This is a genomic window from Pseudonocardia sp. HH130629-09 (assembly GCF_001294645.1).
Classification (GTDB): domain Bacteria; phylum Actinomycetota; class Actinomycetes; order Mycobacteriales; family Pseudonocardiaceae; genus Pseudonocardia.
In genome coordinates, this window is the sequence record NZ_CP011868.1 from 2,080,692 (window position 1) to 2,104,606 (window position 23,915).

The 23,915-nt window shown below is 73.6% G+C and carries 23 protein-coding genes and 4 pseudogenes; 9 read left to right on the top strand and 18 right to left on the bottom strand.

What is annotated here, in order from left to right; all coding sequences use genetic code 11:
- The first annotated feature begins 23 nt into the window (after nucleotides 1-23).
- Complete coding sequence (locus tag XF36_RS09540) at nucleotides 24-872, top strand: CBS domain-containing protein (RefSeq protein WP_082375291.1); 849 nt, start codon at nucleotides 24-26, stop codon at nucleotides 870-872.
- Between the two features lie 7 nt (nucleotides 873-879).
- Here the strand turns inward: XF36_RS09540 and XF36_RS09545 are convergent, their stop codons facing one another.
- Nucleotides 880-1,182: a hypothetical protein gene (locus tag XF36_RS09545; protein ID WP_060711714.1), complete on the bottom strand. Its 303-nt coding sequence runs from the start codon at nucleotides 1,180-1,182 to the stop codon at nucleotides 880-882.
- A 244-nt stretch (nucleotides 1,183-1,426) separates the two neighbouring features.
- Here XF36_RS09545 and XF36_RS09550 point away from each other — a divergent pair, with 244 nt between their 5' ends.
- Complete coding sequence (locus tag XF36_RS09550; protein ID WP_060714551.1) at nucleotides 1,427-2,050, top strand: class II aldolase/adducin family protein; 624 nt, start codon at nucleotides 1,427-1,429, stop codon at nucleotides 2,048-2,050.
- Here the strand turns inward: XF36_RS09550 and mtnA are convergent.
- From mtnA to XF36_RS09575, 5 genes are all read right to left on the bottom strand, one after another.
- Nucleotides 1,968-3,023, bottom strand: coding sequence for an S-methyl-5-thioribose-1-phosphate isomerase (gene mtnA, locus XF36_RS09555; protein ID WP_082375795.1), 1,056 nt, complete (start codon nucleotides 3,021-3,023; stop codon nucleotides 1,968-1,970). The genes XF36_RS09550 and mtnA overlap by 83 nt on opposite strands.
- A gap of 100 nt (nucleotides 3,024-3,123) precedes the next feature.
- Nucleotides 3,124-4,476: a PQQ-dependent sugar dehydrogenase gene (locus XF36_RS09560; RefSeq protein ID WP_060711715.1), complete on the bottom strand. Its 1,353-nt coding sequence runs from the start codon at nucleotides 4,474-4,476 to the stop codon at nucleotides 3,124-3,126.
- Between the two features lie 97 nt (nucleotides 4,477-4,573).
- Nucleotides 4,574-5,461, bottom strand: coding sequence for an alpha/beta fold hydrolase (locus XF36_RS09565; protein WP_060711716.1), 888 nt, complete (start codon nucleotides 5,459-5,461; stop codon nucleotides 4,574-4,576).
- Nucleotides 5,458-6,327 carry an SDR family NAD(P)-dependent oxidoreductase gene (locus tag XF36_RS09570; protein WP_060711717.1) on the bottom strand — a complete coding sequence of 290 codons (870 nt, stop codon included), beginning with the start codon at nucleotides 6,325-6,327 and terminating at the stop codon, nucleotides 5,458-5,460. Before XF36_RS09570 ends, XF36_RS09565 begins: the two co-directional genes overlap by 4 nt.
- Nucleotides 6,327-7,943, bottom strand: a complete 1,617-nt coding sequence (locus tag XF36_RS09575) for a flavin-containing monooxygenase (protein ID WP_082375293.1) — start codon at nucleotides 7,941-7,943, stop codon at nucleotides 6,327-6,329. The genes XF36_RS09570 and XF36_RS09575 overlap by 1 nt, the downstream gene beginning before the upstream one ends.
- A gap of 118 nt (nucleotides 7,944-8,061) precedes the next feature.
- Here XF36_RS09575 and XF36_RS09580 point away from each other — a divergent pair, with 118 nt between their 5' ends.
- On the top strand, nucleotides 8,062-9,114 hold the full coding sequence (locus tag XF36_RS09580) for an AraC family transcriptional regulator ligand-binding domain-containing protein (RefSeq protein WP_060711718.1): 1,053 nt from the start codon (nucleotides 8,062-8,064) through the stop codon (nucleotides 9,112-9,114).
- 69 nt (nucleotides 9,115-9,183) lie between these two features.
- A complete protein-coding gene (locus tag XF36_RS09585) occupies nucleotides 9,184-9,981 on the top strand; it encodes an enoyl-CoA hydratase/isomerase family protein (protein WP_060711719.1) in 798 nt (265 codons plus the stop codon).
- A 57-nt stretch (nucleotides 9,982-10,038) separates the two neighbouring features.
- On the opposite strand, the pseudogene XF36_RS09590 reads toward XF36_RS09585, so the two are convergent.
- The 4 genes and pseudogenes from XF36_RS09590 to XF36_RS35540 all read right to left on the bottom strand — a co-directional run.
- Nucleotides 10,039-10,515, bottom strand: a pseudogene (locus XF36_RS09590) (transposase); the annotation flags it as partial.
- Nucleotides 10,516-10,691: 176 nt separating this feature from the next.
- Nucleotides 10,692-11,502, bottom strand: a pseudogene (locus XF36_RS09595) (IS256 family transposase); the annotation flags it as partial.
- A gap of 27 nt (nucleotides 11,503-11,529) precedes the next feature.
- Nucleotides 11,530-12,081, bottom strand: coding sequence for an IS5 family transposase (locus XF36_RS35535; RefSeq protein WP_414706237.1), 552 nt, complete (start codon nucleotides 12,079-12,081; stop codon nucleotides 11,530-11,532).
- Nucleotides 12,005-12,457 (bottom strand): IS5 family transposase, encoded by a 453-nt coding sequence (locus XF36_RS35540; protein ID WP_060711720.1) that lies wholly within the window; start codon nucleotides 12,455-12,457, stop codon nucleotides 12,005-12,007. The genes XF36_RS35535 and XF36_RS35540 overlap by 77 nt, the downstream gene beginning before the upstream one ends.
- Nucleotides 12,458-12,555: 98 nt before the next feature.
- Here XF36_RS35540 and XF36_RS09610 point away from each other — a divergent pair.
- The 4 genes and pseudogenes from XF36_RS09610 to XF36_RS33940 form a co-directional block, all read left to right on the top strand.
- Nucleotides 12,556-13,482: pseudogene (locus XF36_RS09610) on the top strand (IS701 family transposase); the annotation flags it as partial.
- 73 nt (nucleotides 13,483-13,555) lie between these two features.
- Complete coding sequence (locus XF36_RS09615; protein ID WP_060710840.1) at nucleotides 13,556-13,846, top strand: transposase; 291 nt, start codon at nucleotides 13,556-13,558, stop codon at nucleotides 13,844-13,846.
- Entirely contained in the window at nucleotides 13,843-14,751 is a 909-nt protein-coding gene (locus tag XF36_RS09620) for an IS3 family transposase (RefSeq protein WP_060710839.1), read from the top strand. The genes XF36_RS09615 and XF36_RS09620 overlap by 4 nt, the downstream gene beginning before the upstream one ends.
- A pseudogene (locus tag XF36_RS33940) lies at nucleotides 14,751-15,059 on the top strand (IS701 family transposase); the annotation flags it as partial. The gene XF36_RS09620 and the pseudogene XF36_RS33940, both read left to right, overlap by 1 nt.
- 125 nt (nucleotides 15,060-15,184) lie before the next feature.
- On the opposite strand, the gene XF36_RS09625 reads toward XF36_RS33940, so the two are convergent.
- The 6 genes from XF36_RS09625 to XF36_RS09650 all read right to left on the bottom strand — a co-directional run bounded on the left by XF36_RS09625 (nucleotide 15,185) and on the right by XF36_RS09650 (nucleotide 20,849).
- The gene (locus XF36_RS09625; RefSeq protein ID WP_060711721.1) at nucleotides 15,185-16,192 is read right to left on the bottom strand and encodes a DUF5914 domain-containing protein; all 1,008 of its coding nucleotides are present in this window, start codon (nucleotides 16,190-16,192) and stop codon (nucleotides 15,185-15,187) included.
- Nucleotides 16,193-16,212: 20 nt separating this feature from the next.
- A complete protein-coding gene (locus XF36_RS09630) occupies nucleotides 16,213-17,850 on the bottom strand; it encodes an FAD-dependent oxidoreductase (RefSeq protein WP_060711722.1) in 1,638 nt (545 codons plus the stop codon).
- Nucleotides 17,847-18,605, bottom strand: a complete 759-nt coding sequence (locus XF36_RS09635) for a class I SAM-dependent methyltransferase (RefSeq protein ID WP_060711723.1) — start codon at nucleotides 18,603-18,605, stop codon at nucleotides 17,847-17,849. Before XF36_RS09635 ends, XF36_RS09630 begins: the two co-directional genes overlap by 4 nt.
- 84 nt (nucleotides 18,606-18,689) lie before the next feature.
- Nucleotides 18,690-19,817, bottom strand: a complete 1,128-nt coding sequence (locus XF36_RS09640; protein WP_238589197.1) for a polyprenyl synthetase family protein — start codon at nucleotides 19,815-19,817, stop codon at nucleotides 18,690-18,692.
- A gap of 262 nt (nucleotides 19,818-20,079) precedes the next feature.
- Nucleotides 20,080-20,475, bottom strand: a complete 396-nt coding sequence (locus tag XF36_RS09645; RefSeq protein WP_060711724.1) for a hypothetical protein — start codon at nucleotides 20,473-20,475, stop codon at nucleotides 20,080-20,082.
- Nucleotides 20,476-20,519: 44 nt separating this feature from the next.
- Nucleotides 20,520-20,849: a hypothetical protein gene (locus tag XF36_RS09650; protein ID WP_060711725.1), complete on the bottom strand. Its 330-nt coding sequence runs from the start codon at nucleotides 20,847-20,849 to the stop codon at nucleotides 20,520-20,522.
- Between the two features lie 107 nt (nucleotides 20,850-20,956).
- Here XF36_RS09650 and XF36_RS09655 point away from each other — a divergent pair, with 107 nt between their 5' ends.
- Nucleotides 20,957-21,841: a hypothetical protein gene (locus XF36_RS09655; RefSeq protein ID WP_060711726.1), complete on the top strand. Its 885-nt coding sequence runs from the start codon at nucleotides 20,957-20,959 to the stop codon at nucleotides 21,839-21,841.
- Here XF36_RS09655 and XF36_RS09660 read toward each other — a convergent pair.
- Nucleotides 21,795-23,015: an acyl-CoA dehydrogenase family protein gene (locus XF36_RS09660; protein ID WP_060711727.1), complete on the bottom strand. Its 1,221-nt coding sequence runs from the start codon at nucleotides 23,013-23,015 to the stop codon at nucleotides 21,795-21,797. The genes XF36_RS09655 and XF36_RS09660 overlap by 47 nt on opposite strands.
- A complete protein-coding gene (locus XF36_RS09665; protein WP_060711728.1) occupies nucleotides 23,012-23,914 on the bottom strand; it encodes a 3-hydroxyacyl-CoA dehydrogenase NAD-binding domain-containing protein in 903 nt (300 codons plus the stop codon). Before XF36_RS09665 ends, XF36_RS09660 begins: the two co-directional genes overlap by 4 nt.
- Between the last annotated feature and the right edge of the window lies 1 nt (nucleotide 23,915).

A 23,915-nucleotide genomic window follows, 5' to 3' on the forward strand; every position in this document is an offset into this window, starting at 1 on the left:
GCCGCCGTGGTTACGGTGCGTCCATGGTGGTGCGTGCTCGTGATGTCATGACCGAACGCGTCGTCACGATCTGGGCGGACGCACCGCTGGCGCGGGCGCAGGAGCGGATGGCCGAGTCCCGGTTCTCCGCCCTGCCCGTCGTCGACCGCCGGTTCTCCCTGGTCGGGGTGATCTCGCTGGTGGACGTGCTGCGGCACCGCGACGACCCGCACGCCGTCGTCGGCGACGCGATGACCGAGCAGGTCGTGTCGGTGCTCCCGACGACGAACGTCTCGATCGTCGCGCACCGGATGCGCGTCTACGGCGAGCTTCGGCTCGTCCCGGTCGTCGACAAGGGCATCCTGGTCGGCGTGATCACACGCAGCGACCTGCTGCGGCACCGGCACTCCGGGGGACGGCTGCGGCGCACAGCCCGCCGGATCGGCGGTGTCCTCCCGGTCGCGCCGCTGCCCGAGGCGATGGCCCCGCGCGGGGCCGGCCGGGTCGGCGGCCGGCCGATGTCGTCGCTGCGGGTCTCGGACGTGATGACCGACGGCGGGCTCGTCGCGATCCCGCCGGAGCTGGCCCTCGACGAGACCGCCGAGGTCCTGCTGTCCTACCGGTTCACCGCCGTCCCGGTCGTCGACGACCGGGACCACCTGCTGGGCATCGTCTCCGAGGCCGACCTCATGCACGGCTCCCTCGACGGAGGCCGGCGGCTGCGGGCCCGCACCGTGTCGGAGGTGATGACCCGCGACGTCGAGACGGTGCAGCCGGACGGCCCGCTCACCGACGCCGAGGACCTGCTGTCCCGGCGCGGGTTCCGGGTCGTCCCGGTCGTCGACGCCGACGACGTGCTGGTCGGGGTGCTCAGCCGCAGCGACCTGCTCTGACCCGCGGTCAGGCCCCCGCCAACGGGGCGGTGGGCGCGGCCGGTGCGCGGACGGCGTCGCACTCCTGGGCTGCCTTGGCGACCAGCGCCGAGAACGCCACCGGGTCCGCCAGCGACTGCGCCGGCAGCGCCCCGAAGTCCAGGTACTTCTGCAGACAGGCCAGCTGCGCGGCCTGGTCGGCCGGGGTCAGCGGCGGCTCGGTGGGCGGGGCGGGCTGCGCCGACGCTGTCCCGGCGGTCACGGCGGCCAGTGCGAGTGCGGCGGCGACGGCGCCTGCCGCGGTGGTGGCGGCACGCAGGGCGGTCCTCACGATGTGCTCGCTTCCTGCGCCGGGAACCCGGCGCGGTCGGGGTCCTACCGCCCTCCGCGTGGCGTCCCGGCCCGGCCGGCGTCCGCGATGCGACGATCCTGCGGCACCGCGGCCACCCGGCGCGCCCCGACGGGGCGGATCGACCCGGAGGTGTGACCCCCGGTCGGGGTGGGCGTGGGATCGTGGCGAGGTGCCCCACGACCACACCCCCGCCCGTGAGCTGCTGTGCACGTGGTCCCGCCGGATGGTCCGCGACGGCCTGGTCGTCGGCACCTCGGGGAACCTGTCGCTGCGCACCGGCGACCTGATCGCGGTCACCCCGTCCGGTGTGGACTACGAGACGATGACCGCGGTGGACGTCGTGCTCGTCGACGGGGCGGGCACGGTCGTCGCGGGTACCCGGGAGCCGACCAGCGAGCTGGGGTTGCACGTGGCCGCGCAGGCCCGGCCGGGGACGGGCGCCGTCGTCCACACCCACTCCCCGGCGGCGGTCGCCCTGTCGACGCTGTCCGACCACGTCCCGGCCGTGCACTACCAGCTCGCGATGTTCGGCGAGGTCGTGCGGGTGTCGGAGTACGCGCCGTTCGGCAGCCGCGAGCTGGTCGAGAACGCGCTCGCCGCGCTGGGGGAGTCCACCGCCGTCGTCCTCGGCAACCACGGCACGCTCGTGCTCGGCGACACCCTCGGTGCCGCCTACGACGGCGCCCGCCAGCTGGAGTGGCTCTGCGACGTCTGGCTGCGCGCCCGCGCCGTCGGCGAGCCGCGGCTGCTGCCCGACGCCGAGATCAGCGCGGTGCGCCGGCGGTTCGCCGCCCAGCGGGCGAGGGTGCGGGCGACGACCCCGGCCCCCACGCCTGCTCCTCGGTGACGATCGCGGTCACCAGGTCGAACGGCGTCACGTCGAACGCCGGGTTGTAGACCGGGGTCCCGGGCAGGGTGAGCAGGGTGCCGCCGTGCTCGCGGACCTCGTCGGCCCCCCGCTGCTCGACGACGATGTCCGCGCCGGTCGGGGTGTGCGGGTCGATCGTCTCCTCCGGCGCGACCACCACGAACGGGACCCCGGACCGGGCCGCGGCGCAGGCCAGCATGTAGGTCCCGATCTTGTTCGTGACGTCGCCGTTGGCCGCGATCCTGTCGGCCCCGACGAACACCGCGTCGACCAGCCCCGAGGCGATCGCCGCGGGGCCCGCCGAGTCGACGCACAGCCGGTGCGGCGCCCCGGCCGCCGCCAGCTCCCACACGGTCAGCCGCGCACCCTGCAGCAGCGGGCGCGTCTCGCACGCCAGCACGTCGGCCAGCGCGCCGCGCTCGTGCAGCCGCAGGATCGCCCCCAGCGCGGTGCCGCCGTCGCCGGTGGCCAGCGGGCCGGTGTTGCACACGGTCAGCGCCCGCAGCGGGCGGTCCGGGCACAGCTCCTGCGCCAGGTCCGCGGCCCGGTCGGTCGCCGCGGCGTTGACCCGGGCGGCCTCCGCGGCCACCGCCCGTGCCTGTGCCAGCACCGCTGCCGGTCCGCCGTCGAGGGCCTCCAGGGCGCTCGCGACCCCCAGCCCCAATGGGACGGCGGTGGGCCGGGCGACCGCGATCCGCTCGGCCGCGGCCCGCACCGCGGCGACGGCGACCGGCGTCGCGGTGCCGTGCAGGTGCGCGGCCAGCGCGACCCCGAAGGCGCCGGTGATGCCCAGGCTCGGGGCACCGCGCACGGCCAGCGACCGGATCGCCTCGATCAGCTCGTCGACGGTGCGCAGGTACAGGTGCTCGGTCGCGGCGGGCAGCGCGCGCTGGTCCAGCAGGACCACCGCCGGGCCGCCCTCGTCGTCGCCGGCCCAGTCCACGATCCGCATCGCCCGCACCCTCCCGGGCATCCGCCTCGGGTGCCCGGCAGAACCTATCGCGGTGCCGGAGACGACAGGGGCCGACTGCGGCCCCTGTCACGGCGGGCACTCACCGTTTGGGCGGGGCCACCCGGTAGACCGCACCGGCGTCGTCGTCGGTCACGTAGACCGCTCCGTCCGGCCCGGCGACGGCGGCGACCGGCCGCCCCCAGCGCGCTCCCGACGGGTCCTGGAACCCGCCGACCAGGGTCTGCTGCGCGCCGAGGCGCCCGTCCTGCCACGGGAAGAACGACACCTCCGGTGCCCGCGGCGGGTCCGCGTTCCAGGAGCCGTGCACCCCGGCCAGCGCTCCGGCCGCGTACGGCGCGGGCAGCGCGCCCTCGGTGAACGACAGCCCCAGCGGCGCCGAGTGCGCCGGGAACGACTGCTCCATCGGGGTCAGTGCCGCGCAGTCCATCGCGCGCCCGCCGGGGTTGAGCTCGGCGTCGGCCACCAGTGCGACGTCGGTGAAGTCCTGCGCGGACCCCGCGAGGCCCGGGTCGGTGTCCGGATCCGGGTTGCAGAACGGCCAGCCCAGCTCGCGGCCCGGGGTGAGCCGGGCCAGCGGCTCGGCCGGGTGGTCGGTCACGTAGCCGTCGACGACCTCCCCGAACGACGAGCCGGTGTCGTCGCCGTAGGGCCGGTCGTAGGGGTAGGGCACGTTGTCGCGGCCGTTGACCGCGGTCCAGACCGCGCCGTCGGGGGCGGTGGCGAGCCCGGTGCCGTTGCGGACGCCGGTCGCGAACGGCGCGGCGGGCCCGCCGGTGGGCGGCATCCGCAGGATCGACGCGCGCGGCGGAGTGGCGTCCCGGTCGGCGACCGAGATGTTGCCGGTCGAGCCGACCGAGACGTAGACCGCGCCGTCCGGGCCGACGGTGACCGACTTCAGCTCGTGGCCGTAGGCGCCGCGCAGGTCGGGGGAGTTGGCATCGGGCAGGCCGGGCACGACGACCCGCCGCCCGGTCGCCACGCCGCGCGCCCAGGTGAAGGCGGACACCTGGTTCGACTCGGCGACGTAGAGGGTCGTGCCGTCCGGGGAGAACGCCAGCCCGTGCGGCTGGGTGAGCCCGGTCAGCAGCGGCCGTTGCGCACCGGTGCGCGACAGCGCCAGCACCCGGCCGTCGTCGGGCACCGAGACGAGCAGCTCACCGTCGGGGCTCCACACGGCCAGCCGGGCGTTCGGGACGCGGGCGAACACCGACATCGTCCAGCCGGCCGGGACGAGTGCGTCGCGGGGCTCGTCGAACGGGGCGGTCGCGGCCCCGGGCGGCACCGACACCGGGACCGGCACCAGGCCCGCACCCGCCGCGGCGACCGGGGCCTCGGCGCCGGACACCGCGTTGGTCACCGGGTTGGGGCCGGTGTCGCAGGCGGCGAGCAGGGGCAGCGTGACCAGGGCGGCCAGCCAGGGGGCGATCCGCATGAACCCGACGCTACGGCCGGAAGCGGTCCGTCGCGCGGCGGGGGCGCGCGGGCCGGCGGACGGGCCCGGGCCCGGGCCCGACCGGCCCGGGCTCGGGCTACCGGGTGCCGGCGCGGGTGTCGCCGGGGATGCCGGCCTGCTGTCCCGCCCCGGCGAGGTGGTCCAGGGCCAGCGTCGCGAACGCGGCGGGCACCTCGATCTGGGGCATGTGCCCCACTCGGCCGAACACGTGCGTCGTGACCTGCGGGAGCCGGCTCGCCGCCCGCAGCTGGGCCGCGGGCAGGATCAGGTCCCGCTCGCCCCACACGACCAGCGTCGGCTTCGGCGCGCGGGCGAACGCGTCGAGCAGCGCCCGCCGCCAGCCCGGGCGGACGCCGCGGACGGTGCCCAGCTCGGCCGCGACCTCGGCGAAGGTCTGCGCGAACTCCGGCCGCCGCGCGATCTCCACGGCGCGGGCGACACGCTCGTCGGTGACCAGGGAGCCGTCGACGAACAGGGAACGCTCCGAGCGTCGGGCGGCCGCGGCGTCGAGGTGGCCCAGCAGGAACCGGCCGAGCAGCGGCACCCCGATGACCCGCAGCGCGGGCGTCACCTCTGCGCCGAACCCGGCCGGGTCGGCCAGCACCAGCGAGACGACGCGCTCCGGGTGCCGGGTGGAGATCAGCAGCGCGACGGCGCCGCCGAGCGAGTTGCCCATGACGTGCGCCGGCCGGGTCTCGCCGAGCGCGTCGAGGGTGGCGAGCGCGGTGTCGGCGAGCTTCTCCAGCGTCGCCGGGCCGGGGACCCGGTCGGAGTGACCGAACCCGGCCAGGTCGACCGCGACCACCCGGTACCGGGACAGGAACTCGTGCTGCGGGTCCCAGTCCTCGAGGCTCCGGCCGATCCCGTGCAGCAGCAGGACCGGCTCACCCGCCGGGTCACCGGACTCGCGGACCCGGATCCGGGTGCCCCCGACGTCGACGAAGCGGGGCTGCGGGACGGTCATCGCGCCCCCGCCGATCGCGCGGACTTCGCGTTCCCCGAGGCGCCGACGATCTTCGCGAAGATCCGGATGCTGTTCGCCGGGGCGAGCCTGGCCAGCAGGTCCGGGACCTTGGCGCTGATCCCGATGAGCAGCCGCGGGCGGCGCTTCTCGATGGCGTCGACGATCAGCTCGGCGGCCTTCTCGGCGGGGAAGGTCAGCAGCTTCTCGAAGTCCTTCTTCCCGCGCTCGGCCTCCTCGGCCGGGATGTTCACCCCGACCCGGGCGCTCGCGGCGATCCCGGTCCGGATGCCGCCCGGGTGCACCGTGGTGACGCTCGCGCCGACCTGGGCGAGCTCGGCGCGCAGCGCCTCGGAGAAGCCGCGGATCGCGAACTTCGACGACGAGTACGCCGACTGCCCCGGCGGGGCGATCAGCCCGAACAGGCTGGACACGTTGACCACGTGCGCGCCGGGGCGCGCGGTCAGCGCGGGCAGCAGGGCGTGGGTCAGCCGCACCGGGGCGCGGAAGTTGACGTCCATGACCCAGTCGAACTCGTCGGGGGTCAGCCGGGCGAAGTCCCCGCCGAGCGCGACGCCGGCGTTGTTGACCAGCAGCCTGATCTCCGGGTGACCGGCCAGGATCCGGGCCGCCAGCGCGTCGACGGCCTCGCGGTCGGCCAGGTCGACGGTCTCGGTGGTCACCGACAGGCCGGGGTGCTTCGCGCGGATCGCGGCGGCGACGGTGTCGAGCCGGTCGCCGTCGCGGTCGACGAGCACGAGGTCGCTGCCGCGTTCGCCCAGGAGCTTCGCGACGTGCTCGCCCATGCCGCCGGCGGCGCCGGTGACGACGGCGGTGCCCTCGGCGAAACGGAACGGTGAGCGGGCCATCAGGAGGCCACCTCCTGCTGTGCGGCCGCCGGGACGGCGGTGCCGGTTCCGCTGCCGGTTCCGCTGCCGGTCGTGGTGTCGGCGGCGATGCCGGCCGCGGTCGGGGTGGGGACGCGGGCGTCGCGGGCGCCCAGCGCCGAGGCGGGGGTGAGGATCATGTCCCGCTTGAGGTCGGCCCGACCGAGCCCGACGGCGTCGAGGAAGAAGTTCTGGTGCAGTCGCCACGGGTCCTTGCGGCCCTGGCGGGGGAACAGGTGCTCGGAGCGCTTCACGTAGTTCGACTCGATGTCGAGCAGCGGGCGGTCCGGCGAGACGGTCGGGGCCGGGGTGGCGATCGCGATCCGCTCGCGGTCCATCAGCGCCAGCAGCTTCGGCACGTAGCGGGCGACGAGGTCGGCGCGCAACGTCCAGGACGCGTTGATGTAGCCGATGCAGAACGCCAGGTTCGGAATGCCCGAGAGCATCAGGCCGCGGTAGGTGACGGTCTTGCCGATGTCCACCTGCTCGCCGTCGACGTGGATCGTGATGCCGCCCAGCGGGCTCAGCGACAGCCCGGTCGCCGAGACGATCACGTCGGCCTCCAGCTCCTCGCCGGAGCGCAGCCGGATGCCGTTGGCGGTGATCCGGTCGATGTGGTCGGTGACGACCGAGGCGTCCCCACGGTTGATCGACTTGTAGAAGTCGCCCTCCGGGATGACGCACAGGCGCTGGTCCCACGGGTCGTAACTCGGGGTGAAGTGCTGGTCGACGTAGGCCTCGTCCTTGAGGAACTTCAGGGCGAGCCCGCGCAGGACCTTCTTCACCCGCTCCGGGCGGCGCCGGGCGAGCTGGTAGAACGCCTGGGTCAGCGTCACGTACTGCAGGCGCAGGATGGCGTGCGCGAGCTTCGCGGGCAGGAAGCGGCGGAGCTGGTCGGCGACCGGGTCCTTGCTGGGCAGAACCGTCAGGTACGACGGCGAGCGCTGCAGCATGGTGACGTGCCCGGCCCGGGCGGCCAGCGACGGGATCAGGGTGACGGCGGTGGCGCCGGAGCCGATGACGACGACCTTCTTGCCGGTGTAGTCCAGGTCCTCCGGCCAGAACTGCGGGTGCACCCAGGTGCCGGCGAAGTCCTCCCGGCCCGGGAACTCGGGCTGGAAGCCCCGGTCGTAGTCGTAGTAGCCCGAGCACATGAACAGGAACGAGCAGGTGTAGCGCTTCGGGCCGTCGGCAGTGGTGGTCTCGACGGTCCACCGCGCGGTGGTGGAGTCCCAGGAGGCGTCGACGACCTTCGTGCCGAACCGGATCCGCTCGGTCACGCCGTACTCGCGGGCGGTCTCGGTGATGTAGCGGCGGATGTCGGCGCCGTCGGCGATCGACTTCGGCTCGCGCCACGGCCGGAACGGGTAGGCCAGGGTGAACATGTCCGAGTCCGAGCGGATGCCCGGGTAGCGGAACAGGTCCCAGGTGCCCCCGATGTTCTCGCGGCCCTCCAGGATCACGTAGTCCTTGCCGGGCAGTTCCTGGTGCAGCCGGGCCGCCGCACCGATACCGGAGAGCCCGGCCCCCACGATGATCACGTCGCGGTGCTCGACGGCGGTGCCGTCCGGAGAGGGTGTCGTACCGGCCTGGGTCATGTGGTCCTCCTCATCGGGCGCGTCCGCGCTGACTACCTCTGTCGACCGGGGTCCAGTCTGCCCCAAACCTACCCGGAGTAACTTGACCTGGCGCGACAACAACTTACCCTCGGACGACATGGGAACCGGATCACTCACCCGGGCGAGGGCGTTGCGCGGGTTCGTCGCGCTGGTCGGGGAGCTGGGCGGCGACGGCGCCGAGCTCTTCGCCCGGTTCCGGATCCCGATCGACGCCGTCGAGGGCAACGACCCGGACGCACTGGTCCCGACCCGCTCGGTCGCCAGGGTGCTGGAGACCGCCGCCGCCGAGCTGGGCTGCGGCGACCTCGGGCTGCGCCTCGCGCAGCGGCAGGGCCCGGAGATCCTCGGCCCGCTGGCCGTCGCCGTCGAGGCGTCCCCGACGCTGGGGGCCGCCCTGGACTGCGCCTCGCGCTACCTCTACGTGCACAGCCCGGTGCTGACCGTCGGCGCGGTGCCCGACCCGGAGGGCGTGCGGGGGGTGACCGGCGTGGCGTACGGCAGCACCGAGCCGCTCCCGCCGCAGGTCGCCGACCTCGGCACGGGGGTGCTGCACCGGATCGTGAGCCTGCTGGCCGGCGGGCCCTACGGCCTGCGCTCGGTGCACCTGCCGCACGAGGCACCGCCTGCCCCGGAGCGGTTCCGCGAGTTCTTCGGGGCCGAGGTCCGCTTCGACCGGCCGGCCGCGGTCCTGCGGGTGCCCGGCGACCTGCTGCGACGGCCGGTGGCCGGTGGGGACGAGACCGTACGGGCCATCGCGATCGAGTACCTGGAGACCCATTTCGCGCGCCCCGGCCGCACCGTCACCGACCGGGTGCGGGCCGCGGTCGACCGGTCGCTGGGCACCGGGCCGGTGCGCATCGGCTCGGTGGCCCGGCTGCTGCGGGTGCACCCGCGGACCCTGCAACGCCACCTCGCGGCCGAGGGCACGACCTTCGAGACCGTCGTCGACGAGGCGCGTCGGGACACCGCCGAGCGGCTCATCCTGCGGACCGACCTGCCGTTCACCCAGGTCGCGGCCATGGTGGGGCTGGCCGAGCAGTCCGCGCTGTCGCGGGCGGCGCGGCGCTGGTTCGGCGAGTCGCCCCGCGCCCTGCGCCGGGCCGGCCCGGGCGGGCTGCCGGCGCCCCCGGTGCCGGCCGCCCACGGGTGACCATCACCGACCGGGGTGGCAGGGTGCTCACCACGGTCGCCCGACGATGGGCCGACGAAGGGGGTACGCGTGTCCGACGCGGTGCTGCTCACCCGGCTCGACGGCCCGGTGCTCACCCTCACGCTGAACCGCCCGCACCGGCGCAACGCGATCGACCGGGCGCTGTGGGACGCCCTCGGCGAGGCGCTGCACCGGGCCACCGTCGACGATGCGGTCCGCGCGGTCGTCGTCACCGGCGCCGGTGGTGCCTTCTGCGGCGGCGCCGACCTCGACCCGGCTGCCCGCGGGGTGGACGCCGAGCACCCGACACGGCTGATGCGGCGGATCAACGACGTCGCGCTGGCGCTGCACGAGCTGCCGGTGCCGTCCGTCGCGGTCGTCGACGGTGTCGCCGTCGGTGCCGGGTGGAACCTCGCACTGGGCTGTGACCTCGTCGTCGCCACTCCCGCGGCGCGGTTCTCCCAGATCTTCGCCCGCCGCGGCCTGTCGGTGGACTTCGGCGGGACCTGGCTGCTGCCCCGGCTGGTGGGGATGCAGCAGGCCAAGCGGCTCGCGCTGCTCGCCGAGACGATCGGCGCCGAGGAGGCGCACGCGCTCGGCCTGGTCACCTGGGTCGTCGACGGCGACGAGCTGCCCGCGTTCGTCGCCGACATCGCCGGCCGGCTCGCGGACGGACCGCCGGTCGCGCTGGCCAGGGACAAGGCGATGCTGCACGCCGCGACCCGGTCGTCGTTCGCCGAGGCACTCGACGCCGAGGCCACCTCGCAGGCGATCAACTTCGTCACCGACGCCCCCGAGGGGATCGCCGCGTTCGTGGAGCGCCGTGACCCCGGGTTCGACGGGCGGTGGCGGTTCGACCGGGCCTAGGTGTGATGTCCAGGCAGGTTGGGGCCTGTCTCGTGATCGGTGTTTCGGCGTCGTTGCTCAGTAGGTCTCGGCTCCCGGCCAGCGGTCACCGAACGTGATGGCGAACGCGTTGATCACGGGCTTCCAACGCATCGTCCACCTCGTGCGGCCCGTCCCGGTCGGGTCCAGGCTGCGAGTCACAAGATACAAGCATTTCATCGTAGCCTGCTCAGTGGGGAAATGACCACGCGCCCGCACCGCGCGCCGGTAGCGGGCGTTAAGCGATTCGATCGCATTCGTAGAGCAGATCACCCTTCGAATCTCGACGTCGTAGTCCAAGAACGGCACGAACTCTTCCCACGCGTTGCGCCATAGCCGGATCATCGCCGCGTACTTACGGCCCCATTTCTCGTCGAGCTCATCCATAGCGATAAGTGCTGCATTCGGGTTGGGCGCGGCATAGATTGGTTTGATGTCGCGCTTCACCGCGTCCCAGTCCTGTCGACCCACCAGCCGGAAAGTGTTTCGGATCAGGTGCACGACGCAGGTTTGGACAATGAGCCTTTTTCAACCTGCCGTTCCGGCAGCTCAGGGGCCTGGTTGTGTGGGTGCAGACGCCGAGCTAGCGAGCCGGTGACCTGTGCAGCTGTGGTCAGAGCAGTTGCGCTGCAACCTTCGCGATCTCCTGACGCAGAAGCTCGCTGGTCAGGTTGAAAAAGGCTCAATGGTTTGCGGCCACACGTTGGCCACGACCTCCGGGAGTCCTTTGAGGCCGTCGCAGACCAGGAACAGCACGTCACGCACGCCGCGGTTCTTCAGGTCGACCAGCACGCTCATCCAGAACTTCGCGCCCTCACTGCCGACGCCCATCCACAGCCCCAGCACGTCCTTGCAGCCGTCCACGGTGACGCCGATGGCTGCGTAGACCGGCCGGTTGGCGACCTGCCCGTCCCGGACCTTGACGTGGACAGCGTCGATGAACACCGCGGCGTACACCGAATCCAACGGCCGACCAACCCAGTCATTCATCTCGGCGACGACCTTGTCGGTGATCCGCGAGACCGTCTCCTTCGATACTGACGCCCCATAGATGTCAGCGAAATGTGCGGAAACCTCCCCGGTCGTCATCCCTTTCGCATACAGCGACAGTACGACCTCGTCGACATCTGTGAGGCGCCGCTGACGCTTCTTCACGATCTGCGGCTCGAAAGTGCTGGCCCTGTCTCTCGGAACGTCGATCTCCACGTCACCCGCGGCATCCGAGAGAACCGTCTTCGAGCGGGACCCGTTCCGCACGTTGGTGGATTCCCGGCCGGGGTCGGCCCGGTTCTTGTCGTGCCCGAGGTGCTCGGTCATCTCCTCGTTCAGCGCCGTTTCCAGAACATTCTTGGTAAAGAGCTTCAACAGGCCGTCCGGGCCGGTCAACGCCAGCCCGCGCGCCTTCGCCTCGGCCACCATCGCCGCCGCAGCGGCCCGCTCCGCCGACGCCTGCCGAGCAGGCTTCGGGTCACCCTCGCTTGGATCCACAAGGTCCGATGTCATCACTGTCCGTGCCCATCTCGCCGGACCTCAGCCCGGCGTGTCGGGCCGAAAACACCGATCTTGAAACAGTCCCAATGCGCGGAGCCAGGTGACGATTGCCTTCAGGACGGCGCCGCCGCGGAAGGTCAGGGCGAGCTTGTCGTAACGGGTGGCCAGCCCGCGCCACTGCTTGACGTGGCAGAACCCGCGCTCGACGACGTTGCGGTTTCGGTAGTCGACCGGATCGAATGCGGGCGGTCGGCCGCCGCGTGAGCCGCGTCGTTTGCGGTGTCCCTGCTGGTCAGAGGGCTCCGGAATGACAGCGATGATCCGGCGCTCGCGCAGGTGCCGGCGGATCGCGCGTGAGGAGTAGGCCTTGTCCGCGCGCACGCGTTCGGGCCGGGTCCGGGGTCGTCCCGGGCCCGGTCGGGCGATGCTCAGGTGCGCCATCAGGTGCGGAAACATTGGCGAGTCGCCGCCCTGGCCGGGGCCGAGGAGGACCACCAGCGGGCGGCCGTGCCCGTCAACGAGCTGGTGGATCTTCGTCGACAGCCCTCCGCGGGACCGTCCCAGCGCGTGATCTGCTGGCTCGGCGAGCAGATTCGTGTAGTTCGATCCGGCCCCCTGTGTCGCGCTTGAGGGTCGCGGCGTGCTGGTGGGCACGGATGATCGTGGAGTCCACGCTGACCGCCCACCCGAGCACCTCGGCGGCGTCGGCCTCGACCAGAAGAGCAGCCAGGATGTGGTCCCAGGTGCCGTCGCCGCTGTAGCGGCGGTGCCGCTTCCACAACGTCTGCCACGGCCCGAACTCGGCTGGGACGTCGCGCCAGGGAAGCCCGCACCGATACCGGTAGATGATCCCCTCGAGCACCCGGCGGTCATCGCGGAACGGGCGCCCGCGACGACCCTCGGAGGAGGGCAACAGCGGCGCCAGACGGGCCCACTGGGCATCAGTCAGGACAGCGGTGCGCGGCACCGATCAAGCATCGCGCACCCCGGTCCGCCTATTTGGGAGACACACCCTAGTACTCCAGCCGCACTTCGTGATGTGGGTCTGCGCTAGGCTTTGATCTTGTGCAGGTGGAGGAGGACCTAGAGGCGTGGGCCGGCGGCCTGGACGGGTTGTTCGGGCTGGTGGCGGGGCGGTTCTTCCGGACGGAGCCGCGGCGTCGGGCGCGGGCGTATGTGCGTGGATTGTTGGCGCCGTTGGCCGGGAAGAACGGGTGGACGCTGGCCGAGGTCGCCGGTGACACGACGCCGGACGGGATGCAGCGGCTGCTCAACTCGGCGGCTTGGGACGCCGACGGGATGCGCGATGACCTGCGGGACTACGTCACAGAACACCTCGGCGAGCCCGGCGGGGTGCTGATCGTCGACGAGACCGGGTTCCTGAAGAAGGGGGCCAAGTCGGCCGGGGTGCAGCGCCAGTACTCCGGCACTGCGGGCCGGGTGGAGAACTGCCAGCTCGGGGTGTTCTGCGCCTATGCCAGCGGCAGGGGCCGCACGTTGATCGATCGTGAGCTTTACCTGCCCAGGTCGTGGACCGGTGATCGGGAACGTTGCCGGGCTGCGGCGGTGCCCGACGAGGTCGAGTTCGCCACCAAGACCGTGCTGGCCAAGCAGATGCTCGGCCGGGCCCTCGACGCTGGTGTCCCGGCGTCGTGGGTGGCTGCGGACGAGGCCTACGGTCAGGACTACAAGTTCCGCTCCTGGTGCGAGAAGCGCCGGATCGGCTACGTCGTCGCCGTGCCCCGCAGTCAGTCGATCCCGCTCTCGCTCGAGGCTGACATCGCCGGGCTGGCCGGGTCACGACGCGCCGACGACCTGGTCGCTCGCGCGCCGGAGCAGGCGTGGAAGCGCCGCTCGGCGGGGGACGGGGCGAAGGGTGAGCGGCTCTACGACTGGGCCGTGGCCAGCCTGTCTCCGCCACCGGAGGCGCCCGCCGGGTGGGGGCGCTGGCTGCTGGTGCGCCGTCAGATCCTCACCGACACCCAGATCGCCGCCGGTGACGAGCCGGAGTTGGCCTACTGCGGTTCCCCCATGATCGGGGAGGCATCAGCTATAAGGGGTAGCGATGCCAGAGGTACGGAAGCGCTACGACCGGGAGTTCCGTGACGGAGCGGTCCGGGTCGTGGAGGAGACGGGCAAGCCGATCGCCCAGGTCGCCCGTGACCTGGGGGTCAACGAGGGCACGCTGGGCAACTGGGTGGCCCGTGCACGAGAGGCCCGCGAGGACACCGAGGGCCTGTCTCGCGGCGGCGTCGAGGAGCTCAAGCGGCTGCGCGCGGAGAACGCCGAGCTGCGGATGGAGCGTGATGTCCTCAAGCGATCCGTGGTCCTGTGGGTCAAGGAGGCGACGAAGTGAGCGTGGCCCGTTTCATCGCCGACCAGAGGACCTTCCACCGGGTGCCGCACACGCTGGCCTGCGCCCTGTTGGGGGTGTCGATCTCCTGGCTGTACAAGTGGCTCGACCGCGCCGCGCGTTCCGACGGTGGTGCCACCGCGACCGAGAAGCGCCGCTGCGCGTTGGACGCCGCCGTGGCCGTGGCGTTCGACGACGCCCAGCGGCTACACGGCTCACCCCGTCTGCACGCCGACCTGTGTGAGGCCGGATGGCGGGTGTCGGAGAAGACCGTGGCGGACTCGATGCGCCGCCAGGGCCTGGTCGCCCGCCGGATCAAGCGGCACAACGGGCTGACCCGCCAGGACCGCACGGCGCCGAAGTTCCCGGACCTGCTTCGTCGGGGTTTCACTGCGGCCGAGCCGAACCGCAGATGGGTCGGGGACATGACCGAGATCCCCACCGCGGCCGGGAAGTTGTATCTGGCCACGGTGATCGACCTGTACTCGCGGCGGCTGCTCGGCGCGGCCACGGGGCTGCACCCGAACGCCGAGCTGGCGTGTGCGGCGATCCGGATGGCGGTGGCGGCCCGCGGCGGGGCGGACCGAATCGCCGGGGTGATCTTCCACACCGACCGCGGGTCGACCTACACCGCGGGCGCGTTCACCGCTCTGTGTCGGCGGCTCGACATCCGTCAGTCGATGGGCCGGGTCGGGTCGTGTTTCGACAATGCCGCGGCGGAGGCGTTCTTCTCCAGCCTGGAGTGGGAAGTGCTGTCCCGCAACGACTTCGACACCATCAGTAGGGCGCGGGCGGCGGTCATCGACTGGTGTTACGGCTTCTACAACCACCGGCGGCGACACAGTGCCGCCGCCGGGCTCTCACCGATCAACTACGAGAACGCCGCCCTCACCCGAGACGCGGCATAAGAACCCTCCACGATCTCGGGGGAACCGCATACTACCTGTGCGCAGGCCCGCCCGGCACCAGTGACGACGACCTCATCCGGGTCGCCGGCGCCCGGTGGGCGATCGAGGAGTGCTTCCAGACCGCGAAGAACGAGGTCGGGCTCGACCAGTACCAGGTGCGGCGTTACGACGCCTGGTACCGCCACATCACCCTGGCCATGCTCGCCCACGCCTACCTCTCGGTCACCGCGGCGATCGCCCCAAAAGACCTGGCAGCGGGCTCATCCCGCTCACCCTCGCCGAGATCCGACGTCTCCTGGCATCTCTGATCCACATCCCCGCCCGCACCGTGGGCTGGGCCTGGTCGACCTGGCGTCGCCGTCACCAACACCGAGCCCGCGAAAGCCACTACCGACGACGAAGACAGCCCAGCTAACGAAGTGCGGCTGGAGTACTAGCGCGCCCGCAGCGCGTAGCGACGCTCGGCGTAGTCGAGGTCGTCGCGCCACAGCTTCGTGGCGGCCGCGGCCATCGCCGGTCGGATCGCCGGGGCGAGCCGGGTCGCCACCGCGAAACCGGGCCGGTCCGACCCGGCGACGACGGCCTCGATCACCGCGGTGCGCGGCCGCCCGTCGGGCCCGGGGCCGAGCGGCGTCGCGTGGGTCTCGACGACCGACCCGACACCCTCGCCCTCCACGATCCGCATGACCACCGTGCGCGGCTCCGGGCACACGAACTCCGCCCGCACCGGCACACCCAGCGCCGGCCCGACCTTGAAGGTGACGCTCACGAGGAACCGGTCGTCGTCGGGTGCGACGTCGGTGACGGCGGGGGCGGAGTCCACCGTCAGCCGCTGGAACGAGTACGGGTGAAACCAGGCGCCGTGCCACGGGTCGAGCCGGTTGGCGACGATGTCCTCCGGCTCGCACACCCCGGTCAGCGTGGTGACGGCGTCGAGCACCGCGCCGGCCGGTCGGGCCGGGACGACGGGGGCGTCGGTCGGCTCCTCGCCGCCGAGGTCGTCGAGCCGCACCCAGACCAGGATCCCGTCGTCGTGGACGGGCAGCACCGCCCAGCCCGGGCCGGACCGTGCGCCCAGGCGCAGCCCGTGCCAGCGGCAGACCAGCTCGCCGCAGTCGACGGCGGCCAGCGCCATCGGTGCACCGAGGTGCGGGCAGGCGCCGGGACCCACCCGGACCGTGCCGTCCTCCTCCCGCCACGCGACGAGCTCGGTCCCGCCGACCCGGACGCCGTGCGGCCGGTCGCGGCGGATCTCGCGGCTCGCGGCGACGACGAACCAGTTCCCCGACGGGCGTGCCTGCGCCCGCTCCAGCGCGGCCGAGATCAGCTTCGGGTCCGCGCCGGCGTAGGTCGGCTTCTGCGCCGCCCACCGCTGCGACGGCAGCGGCTGCAGCGGCCAGTGGGACGGCCAGTTCTCGGTGAGTCGGGAGAGCAGGGTCATGGCGTGGTGTCCTTCGGGGGTCAGGTGCGCATCGCGTACTCGGCGGCGCGCCGCAGCGGACCGAGGCGGCCGCTGGTGGGGACGGTCTCGAGGGGGTGGCCGGCCAGACCCCAGCCGGCGAGCAGCCGGTTCGCCGCCTGCCAGCCGGTGCTCGCCGCCCGCTCCATGAGCGCGACGGGCAGGTCGATCCGGATGCCGTCGCCGGCCAGCACCAGGCCGTCGACGGGGGTGGCGACCGTGGGCCGCCGCGCGAAGTCGCCGACGCCGAACATCGGGCAGTCCGCCCGCCACTGCACCAGCTCGCCGACCACCCCGGCACCCGCGGTCTCCGGGTAGAGCTCGTGCAGCCGGGCGACCGTGCGACGGCGCAGCTCGGCGGTCCAGGCGTCGTCGCCCGTGCCCGGCGGCGGCGCCGCGGAGTAGGCGTGGAGCTCCACGACGGACCCGCCGTGGTGGGCCGCCCAGCCCGCGGCGTCGCGCTCGTAGCGGTCCAGCACGGAGATGTTGTCGAGCGGGTCGAGCCCGCCGGTGCCGAGGAACGGCGGGCGGGCGGCGTCGACGGGCCGGTCGAGCCACAGCCGTTGCACGAGGAACGGCGGGGCGCTGCCCAGCGCGGCGACGTCGGCGCGCCAGCGGGCGAGTGCGTCCGGCCCGTCGACGGCCGAGACGGGGTCGCCCAGGCCGGGGGAGGCGGCGACGATGTCGCGCAACCCGCGAACGTCCGGGGCCAGCACGACCGCGTCCGCCTCGCTGCTGCCGCCGGTGCCGCCGCCGTCGTGATGATTCACGTGGAACCGTCCACTGCCGACACCGTCGGCCGGGGAGCGTTCTGCCGGGGATCGTTCGACCGAGGAGACCGTGACCCCGGTCCGGAACGTGACGCCGCGGGTGGTCAGGTAGTGGCGCAGCGGCTCCCACAGCGCGGTGTCGAAGCCCGCGTCGGGCACGTCGAACATCAGGCCCTCGGAGGAGCCGAGGAAGTAGATGTGGAACATCGTCGCGAGCTCGGCGGCCGACGTGGTAGAGGGCGGTGCGAAGAAGCTGCGGGAGAACACCTCGAACGCCAGGTGCCGGGCCGCGGGCGGGAAGTTGATCGACTCGACGAAGCTCTGCGCGTCGACGTGATCGATCGCCTCGTAGATGCCGGGCACGCTGACCGCAGCCAGCGGCGCGGCGGCGCGGGCGTCGAGGCGCAGCAGGTCCGACGGGCGGAAGGTGGGGCTGCGCAGGGCGAACAGCACCGCGTTCCACGGCGGGGTCCGCGGCAGCCCGCGGAAGGTGTCCCGGTGCCCGTCGGCGTCGACGAGCGGGTAGTCCTCCAGGGGCACCAGCCGCTCCAGCCCGGGGTCGCCCCGGCGCAGCAGCGCGCGCAGGTTGTAGTACTGGCGGAAGAACGCGTGGAAGCCGCGGCTCATCGACACCGGGGTGCCGTCGGGCAGCGGCTCCGACCAGCCGCCGACCCGCCCGCCCAGGTAGGGCTCGCGCTCCAGCAGCTCGACGACGACGCCGCGCTCGGCGAGCCCGGTCGCCGCGGCCAGCCCGGCGATCCCGCCGCCGACGACGACGACCCGCGGTCGCCGCCCCAGTTGCCCGGCGTCGCCGAGGCCGCCGGCGGGCTCGTGGCGGACCCGGCGCGGGTCGGTCGGGCGGGCGGTCACGACCGCGTCCCGATCACGGTGTGCACGACGCCGTTCTGCCAGCCGGTCATGGTCTCGGAGTGCACGGCGTCGAACCCGGCGCCGCGCACCCGGTCGCGCAGGCGGCCGATGCCGTCGAAGGTGTTCACGCTGCGCCACAGGTGCCGGTACAGCGCGGTCTCACCGGTGGTCATCCGGCCGAGCGGCACGATGATCCCCCAGCAGACCGCGTGCCAGGACAGCCGGGCGCGGGGCGAGTCGGCCACCGAGTACTCGTGCAACGCGAGCACCCCACCGGGGCGCACCAGGTCGTGGAAGCGACGCAGCTGGGCGTCCGGGTCGTCCAGGTTGCGCAGCAGGTAGGCGGCGAGGATCCCGTCGAACGGGCCCTCGACCCCGTTCTCGGCGAGGGCCTCGGCGGTGGAGTGCACGAACCGCACCGACGCCGGCCACGGCTTGGTGCGGGCGCGCGCCAGCATCCCGGCCGAGGCGTCGACGGCGACGATCTCGGCGCGCGGGGCGACCCCGAGCAGCGCCGCGGTGGAGGCCCCGGTGCCGCAGCCCGCGTCGAGCAGCCGCAGCCCGGCGCCGTCCCGGGGCAGCCGCATCCGGGCCGCGGAGGCGCGCAGGTGGTCGTGGTAGCCGGGGTTCATCCCGACCAGCCGGTCGTAGTCGGCCGCGCCGTCGTCGAAGTGCGACGGCACCTGCTCGCGCGGCAGACCCGCACGGCCGACGGTTCCGGGGCGGGCGGGGTGGGGCGGGGAACGGTCGGCCATGTCCGCGAGCCTAGGACCGCCCATGGCGCCCGGCGCGTCGGGTCGCATCCTGGTGCACCGCAGCCGTTCCCGGGGCGGGCCCGGTCAGGAGACCCGGTCGGCGCAGCGTACGGCCATCGCCCGCAGCACCGCGGCGACGTCGTCGCCGAGCAGCCCGCCGTCGACCGCGCCGTCCACCAGCCGCAGCGCGCCCTGGACCCGGGTGGCGATGAGCTCCTCGATGCGGCGGCGGGCGCCGGTGGACTCGATCGCGACCCGCGCCGCGGCGACGTCGACCGGACCGTCGGTCTCGTCGGAGCCGTGCAGAAGCGCGTCGAGTGTGTCCCGGGTGGCCGGCCCGGCGACCTCGCGGGCCAGCACGACCAGGCTGGTGGCCTTGCGCTCGGCCAGGTCGTCGCCAGCGGTCTTGCCGGTGGCGTCGGTGCCGAACACGCCCAGCACGTCGTCGCGCATCTGGAAGGCCTCGCCGACCATCGTCCCGTAGTCGCCGAGGGCGGTGAGCAGCTCCGGCCCGGCGCCTGCCATCGCGGCACCGAGCTCCAGCGGGCGGCGCACGGTGTAGTTGCCGGACTTGCGACGCAGCACGTCCATCACCTCGTCGAGGGTGGGGACGCGGCGTGCCTCGTTGAGCAGGTCGGCGAACTGGCCGACGGCCAGCTCGGAGCGCATCTCGTCGTAGCGTGGCCAGCCGCGGTCCAGCGCGGCGCGCGGCAGCCCGCTCTCGCGCATCGCCTGCTCGGCCCAGACCAGGCACAGGTCGCCCAGCAGGACCGCGCCGGACTCGCCGAACCGGTCCGCGGAGCCGGACATGCCCTGGCCACGATGCCAGGAGGCGAGCTGGACGTGCACCGTCGGCCGGCCGCGACGCAGCTGCGAGCGGTCCATGACGTCGTCCTGCAGCAGCGCGAACGCGTGCAGCAGCTCCAGCCCGGACACCGCGGCCAGCGCGGCGGGGGAGTCCGGGGCGGCGGCCCGCCAGCCCAGGTAGCCGAACATCGAGCGCAGGTACTTGCCGCGACCGAGGAAGTCGCTCAGCACCCCGGTCACGACGTCCGCCCCGCGCATCGAGTGGACGTGCTCGGCGCAGCGACGGCGCACCGTCTCCGCGACCTGCTCACGGACCCGGTCGCGGATCTCCTCCGCCCAGCCCGGATGGGTGGGGAGGAGCTCGGGGCGCCGGGGCTGTGTGGTCTGCACGGACGTGGTCTTCACAGAGGTGGTCTGCACGGACGTGGTCGTCACCGACGTGCTCTTCACGGACGTCACGCGGCCTCCCGTCGGGTCGCCTGGGGGTGGTGGGCGGCCGGACGTCGGCGTCCGGACCCGGTCGGGAGCCGAGGGCGCCGGGCCGGGTCCTGTCGAGGGTATGGGGGGTGCCGTCATCGCGCGCGCCGAACCGGACGGACCACCCCGGTCGTGTTCGGACGGACGCGTCCGCATGGTTCGGGTGACCCCCGTCACCGAACCGGGTCGGTCAACCGGCGCGGAGGAACGACCACGCGGCCAGCCAGACCGATCCGGCGACGAGGGCCATCGCCCCGGGCACGTGCACGACCAGGCCCGGGATGCTCCCGAACCACGCCTGGACGAAGGTGAACGCGAAGACCGCGACGGCGAGCGCGGACGGCCACCACGATCCGGCCGTGACGACCCGCAGCCACACCGCGGCCGCCGCGGCGAGCCCGGCGACGACGTGCAGTACGATCGCCCCGGCGCCGTGCGGACCGACGTCGCCGCCGGTGAACAGGCCGGCGGCTGTCACGAACTGCCAGGCCAGGACCACGACCGAGGCGGTCGCGAGCACCCGCAGGGCCAGGACGGGCGTGGAGCGGACGGCGTCGGGTGCGGCGTGGCGGTGTGGGACGGTCATTCTTCCAGTCTGCCGAACCGGCCGCAGGTGTACGAACCGGGCGTTCACGCCATCGCAGGCGCGAGTGCCCGCACGCCCACGACGGCCGACCACGCCGGGAGGAAGTGCCGCGCCGGGTCGAGCGCCCGGACACCGGTGACCGGCACGAAGTGGTGGTCCACGAACGCGTGCAGCGCCGCGGAGTGGCCGCACGGGCCCGGGACGTACGCCACGTCGTCGCGCCAGCCGCACTCGCAGGCCGCGCGGTAGGCGACGGCCGGTGCGCGACGCGCGTCGGCCCAGATACCCGTCGCGCGACCGTCGGCGGTGTCCGCGCTGACGAAACCCTCGTGGTCGTCCGACCCGGGGATCTCCACCGGTCCGATGTAGAGCACGTCGGTGATCCTCCCCGGGAGCCGGACGTGCGCAACGCCGGGGGGCCGGGAGGGCGCCCCGGTTCGCCCGGCGGTCGCCGGACGGTCCCGCGTGGCAGGCTGGACCGGTGACGGACGACGCTCGGGGCGAGGCGGTGCTGGGCGCGGCGACCGACGCGGCCCGCCGGGAGTTCGGTGACGACCTGGTGGCGGCCTACACCCTCGGCAGCCTCGCGCACGGCGGGTTCGCCCCCGCCGTCAGCGACGTCGACCTGGCCCTGGTGCTGTCGGAGACCGGCGGCAGCACGGCGTCGCGGGTGCACGACGTCGTCGCGGCGGCCCGGGACGCCGCCGCGGGCACCGACGGGCTGGCCGAGCGGCTCTCGGTGTTCTGGGCCGACCCGCACACCGTCCGCCACGGCCCCGGTGACCGGCCGGCCCGGCTGCCCGCCGTCGACCGGCTCGACCTGCTCGACTCCGGTGTGCTGCGCCACGGCACCGACGTGCGTGACGGCGCCGTGCGACCCACCCACGACGAGCTGGTCCGCGGCTCGGCGGAGTTCCTCGTCGAGCGGGTCGACGACGCCTGGCTCGCCGGGATCGCCGACCCGGCGGCACTGCTGGCCCGCGGGCCGCGGGCGGTCACCAAGACGGTGCTGTTCCCCGTCCGGTTCCTGCACACCCTCATGACCGGGGAGATCGGCCGCAACGACGCCGCCGTCGCGTCCTACGACGGCGAGCACGGCGCTCTGGCGACCGCGGCCCTGCGGTGGCGCGGCGGGGCGCTCGGCGACCGGGTCGCCGCCTGGTCCCTGCTGACCGACCACCTGGCGTGGCTCTATCGGGAGTGCGTCGACGCCCACCTCGCGGCGCTGCCCGTTCCCGACCCCGTCGTCGCCGGGCTGCGGGCCCTGCGCGACGCCGTGGCGCTGGTCGGTGCTCCACGGGCCGTGCCGAGGAGCCGGCTCAGTGCTTCGCCGGCTTCCGCCCCACGAACGCCCCGATCCCGGTGACCGCACGCCCCACGACCAGGGTGTTGATCTCCTTGGTGCCCTCGTAGGAGTAGAGGGCCTCGGCGTCGTTGAAGAAGCGGCCGACCTTGTTCTCCAGCAGGATGCCGTTGCCGCCGAACACCTCCCGGGCCCGCGCGACGGCGTCGCGCAGCATGATCGTCGCCTGCCGCTTGGCCAGGGCCGCCTGCTCGTCGCGGAAGGTGCCGTCGTCCTGCATCTGAGCGACCTTGACCGCCATTCCGAGCGAGGCCACGACGTCGCCCAGGATCGACACGAGATGGTCCTGTACCAGCTGGAACGACGCGATCGGCTGCCCGAACTGGACGCGCTCGACGGCATAGTCGCGGGCCAGCTCGTACACCCCGGCCATCGCGCCGACCGCGTTCCAGGCGACCCCGCCGCGGGTCACCCGCAGCACCCGGTTGGTGTCGCGGAAGGACTCCGCGCCCGGCAGTCGGTTCGCCTCGGGCACCCGCACACCGTCGAAGGTGAGGTCGGCGTTCTGCACCGACCGCAGTGCGAGCTTGCCCTCCATCTTCGTCGCGGTGAAACCGGGCATGTCCTTCTCGACGACGAAGCCCTTCACCGGGCCGCCGGTGGAGTCGTCGGTCACGTCGCGCGCCCACACGACCATCAGGTCGGCGAAGGTGCCGTTGCCGATCCAGCGCTTCGCACCGTCGATCACCCACACCGCGTCGGCTCCGTCCCCCTCTCGCCGCGCGGTGGTCTCCAGCCCACCCGCGACGTCGGAACCGCCGTGCGGCTCGGACAGCGCGAACGCCCCGATCAGCTCCATCCGCCGCATGGCGGGGAGCCAGCGCTGCTTCTGCTCCTCCGAGCCGCACAGGTCGATCGAGGTGAGCGCGAGCCCGGCGTGCACGCCGAAGAAGGTCGTCATCGAGGGGTCGACGCGGGACAGCTCCATCGACACGAACGACGTGAGCAGCCGCGAGTACGCGGGCCGGTCCGGCCACTCCCGGGCCAGGCCGACGACGTCGAGCTCGGCGAAGCCGGGGATGAGCTCGTACGGGAACTCGGCTCGGTCCCAGTAGTCGTCGGCGATCGGGGCGATCCGGGTCTCGGCGAACTCGCGGACCCGGGCGACGATCTTCTTCTCCTGCTCGCCCAGCAGGTCCAGGTAGCCGTAGAGGTCGGCGGGCAGGGGGCTGGTCATGACTGCTCCAGAATGTCGTCGCGGGCGGCGAGCACGGCGGTCTCGGCGCGGTCGCGTGCGGTGGTCAGCCCCTCGCGGCTGGGGCCGTAGGTGTCCTCGGTGGCGCTGCTGATCGCCTCGACGGTGTCGGCGTCGAGCGCGGGGGTCCCCAGCTCGGCCCAGCGGCGCGCCATGCCCGGCCCGAGGTGCTCGAGCAGGTGGCGCAGGCCGCCGTCGCCGCCGCCGAGGTGGAAGGACAGGAACGGCCCGCCGGTCGCCCAGCGCGGGCCGAGCGCCCCGGTGACGACGCGGTCGAGCTCGGCGGGGGAGACCACGCCGTCGCGGACCAGGGACACGGCCTCGCGGAACAGCGCGGACTGGAGCCGGTTCCCGACGAAGCCGTACACCTCCTTGTGGATCTCGACCGGTTCCTTGCCGGCGCCGCGCAGGAACGCCGCGGCGCGCCCGACGGCGTCCCGCCCGGTCCGCTGCCCGGCGACGAGCTCGACGAGCGGCAGCACGTGCGGCGGGTTGAACGGGTGCGCCACCAGCAGCCGCGCGGCGGCGTCGTCGGGCAGTTCGGCGGCGATGTCGCTGGGCAGGATCCCGGAGGTGGAGCTGAGCAGCAGCGCCCGGGCAGGGGCGTGCGCGGCCACCGTCGCCCAGATCCCCCGCTTGACCGCCAGGTCCTCCGGGCCCTGCTCCTGGACGACGTCGGCGCCCGCGACGGCGGTGGCGAGGTCGGGTTCGCACACGACCCGGTCGAGCAGGTCCGGCGAGCCGAAGCGCGCCACCCCGGTCTCGACGACGTCGGCCAGGTCCGGCCGCGGGTCGGTGACGACGACGTCGTGCCCGGCCGCGGCCAGCAGCACCGTCCAGGAGACGCCGATCGTGCCGGCGCCGATCTCGGTGATCCTCATG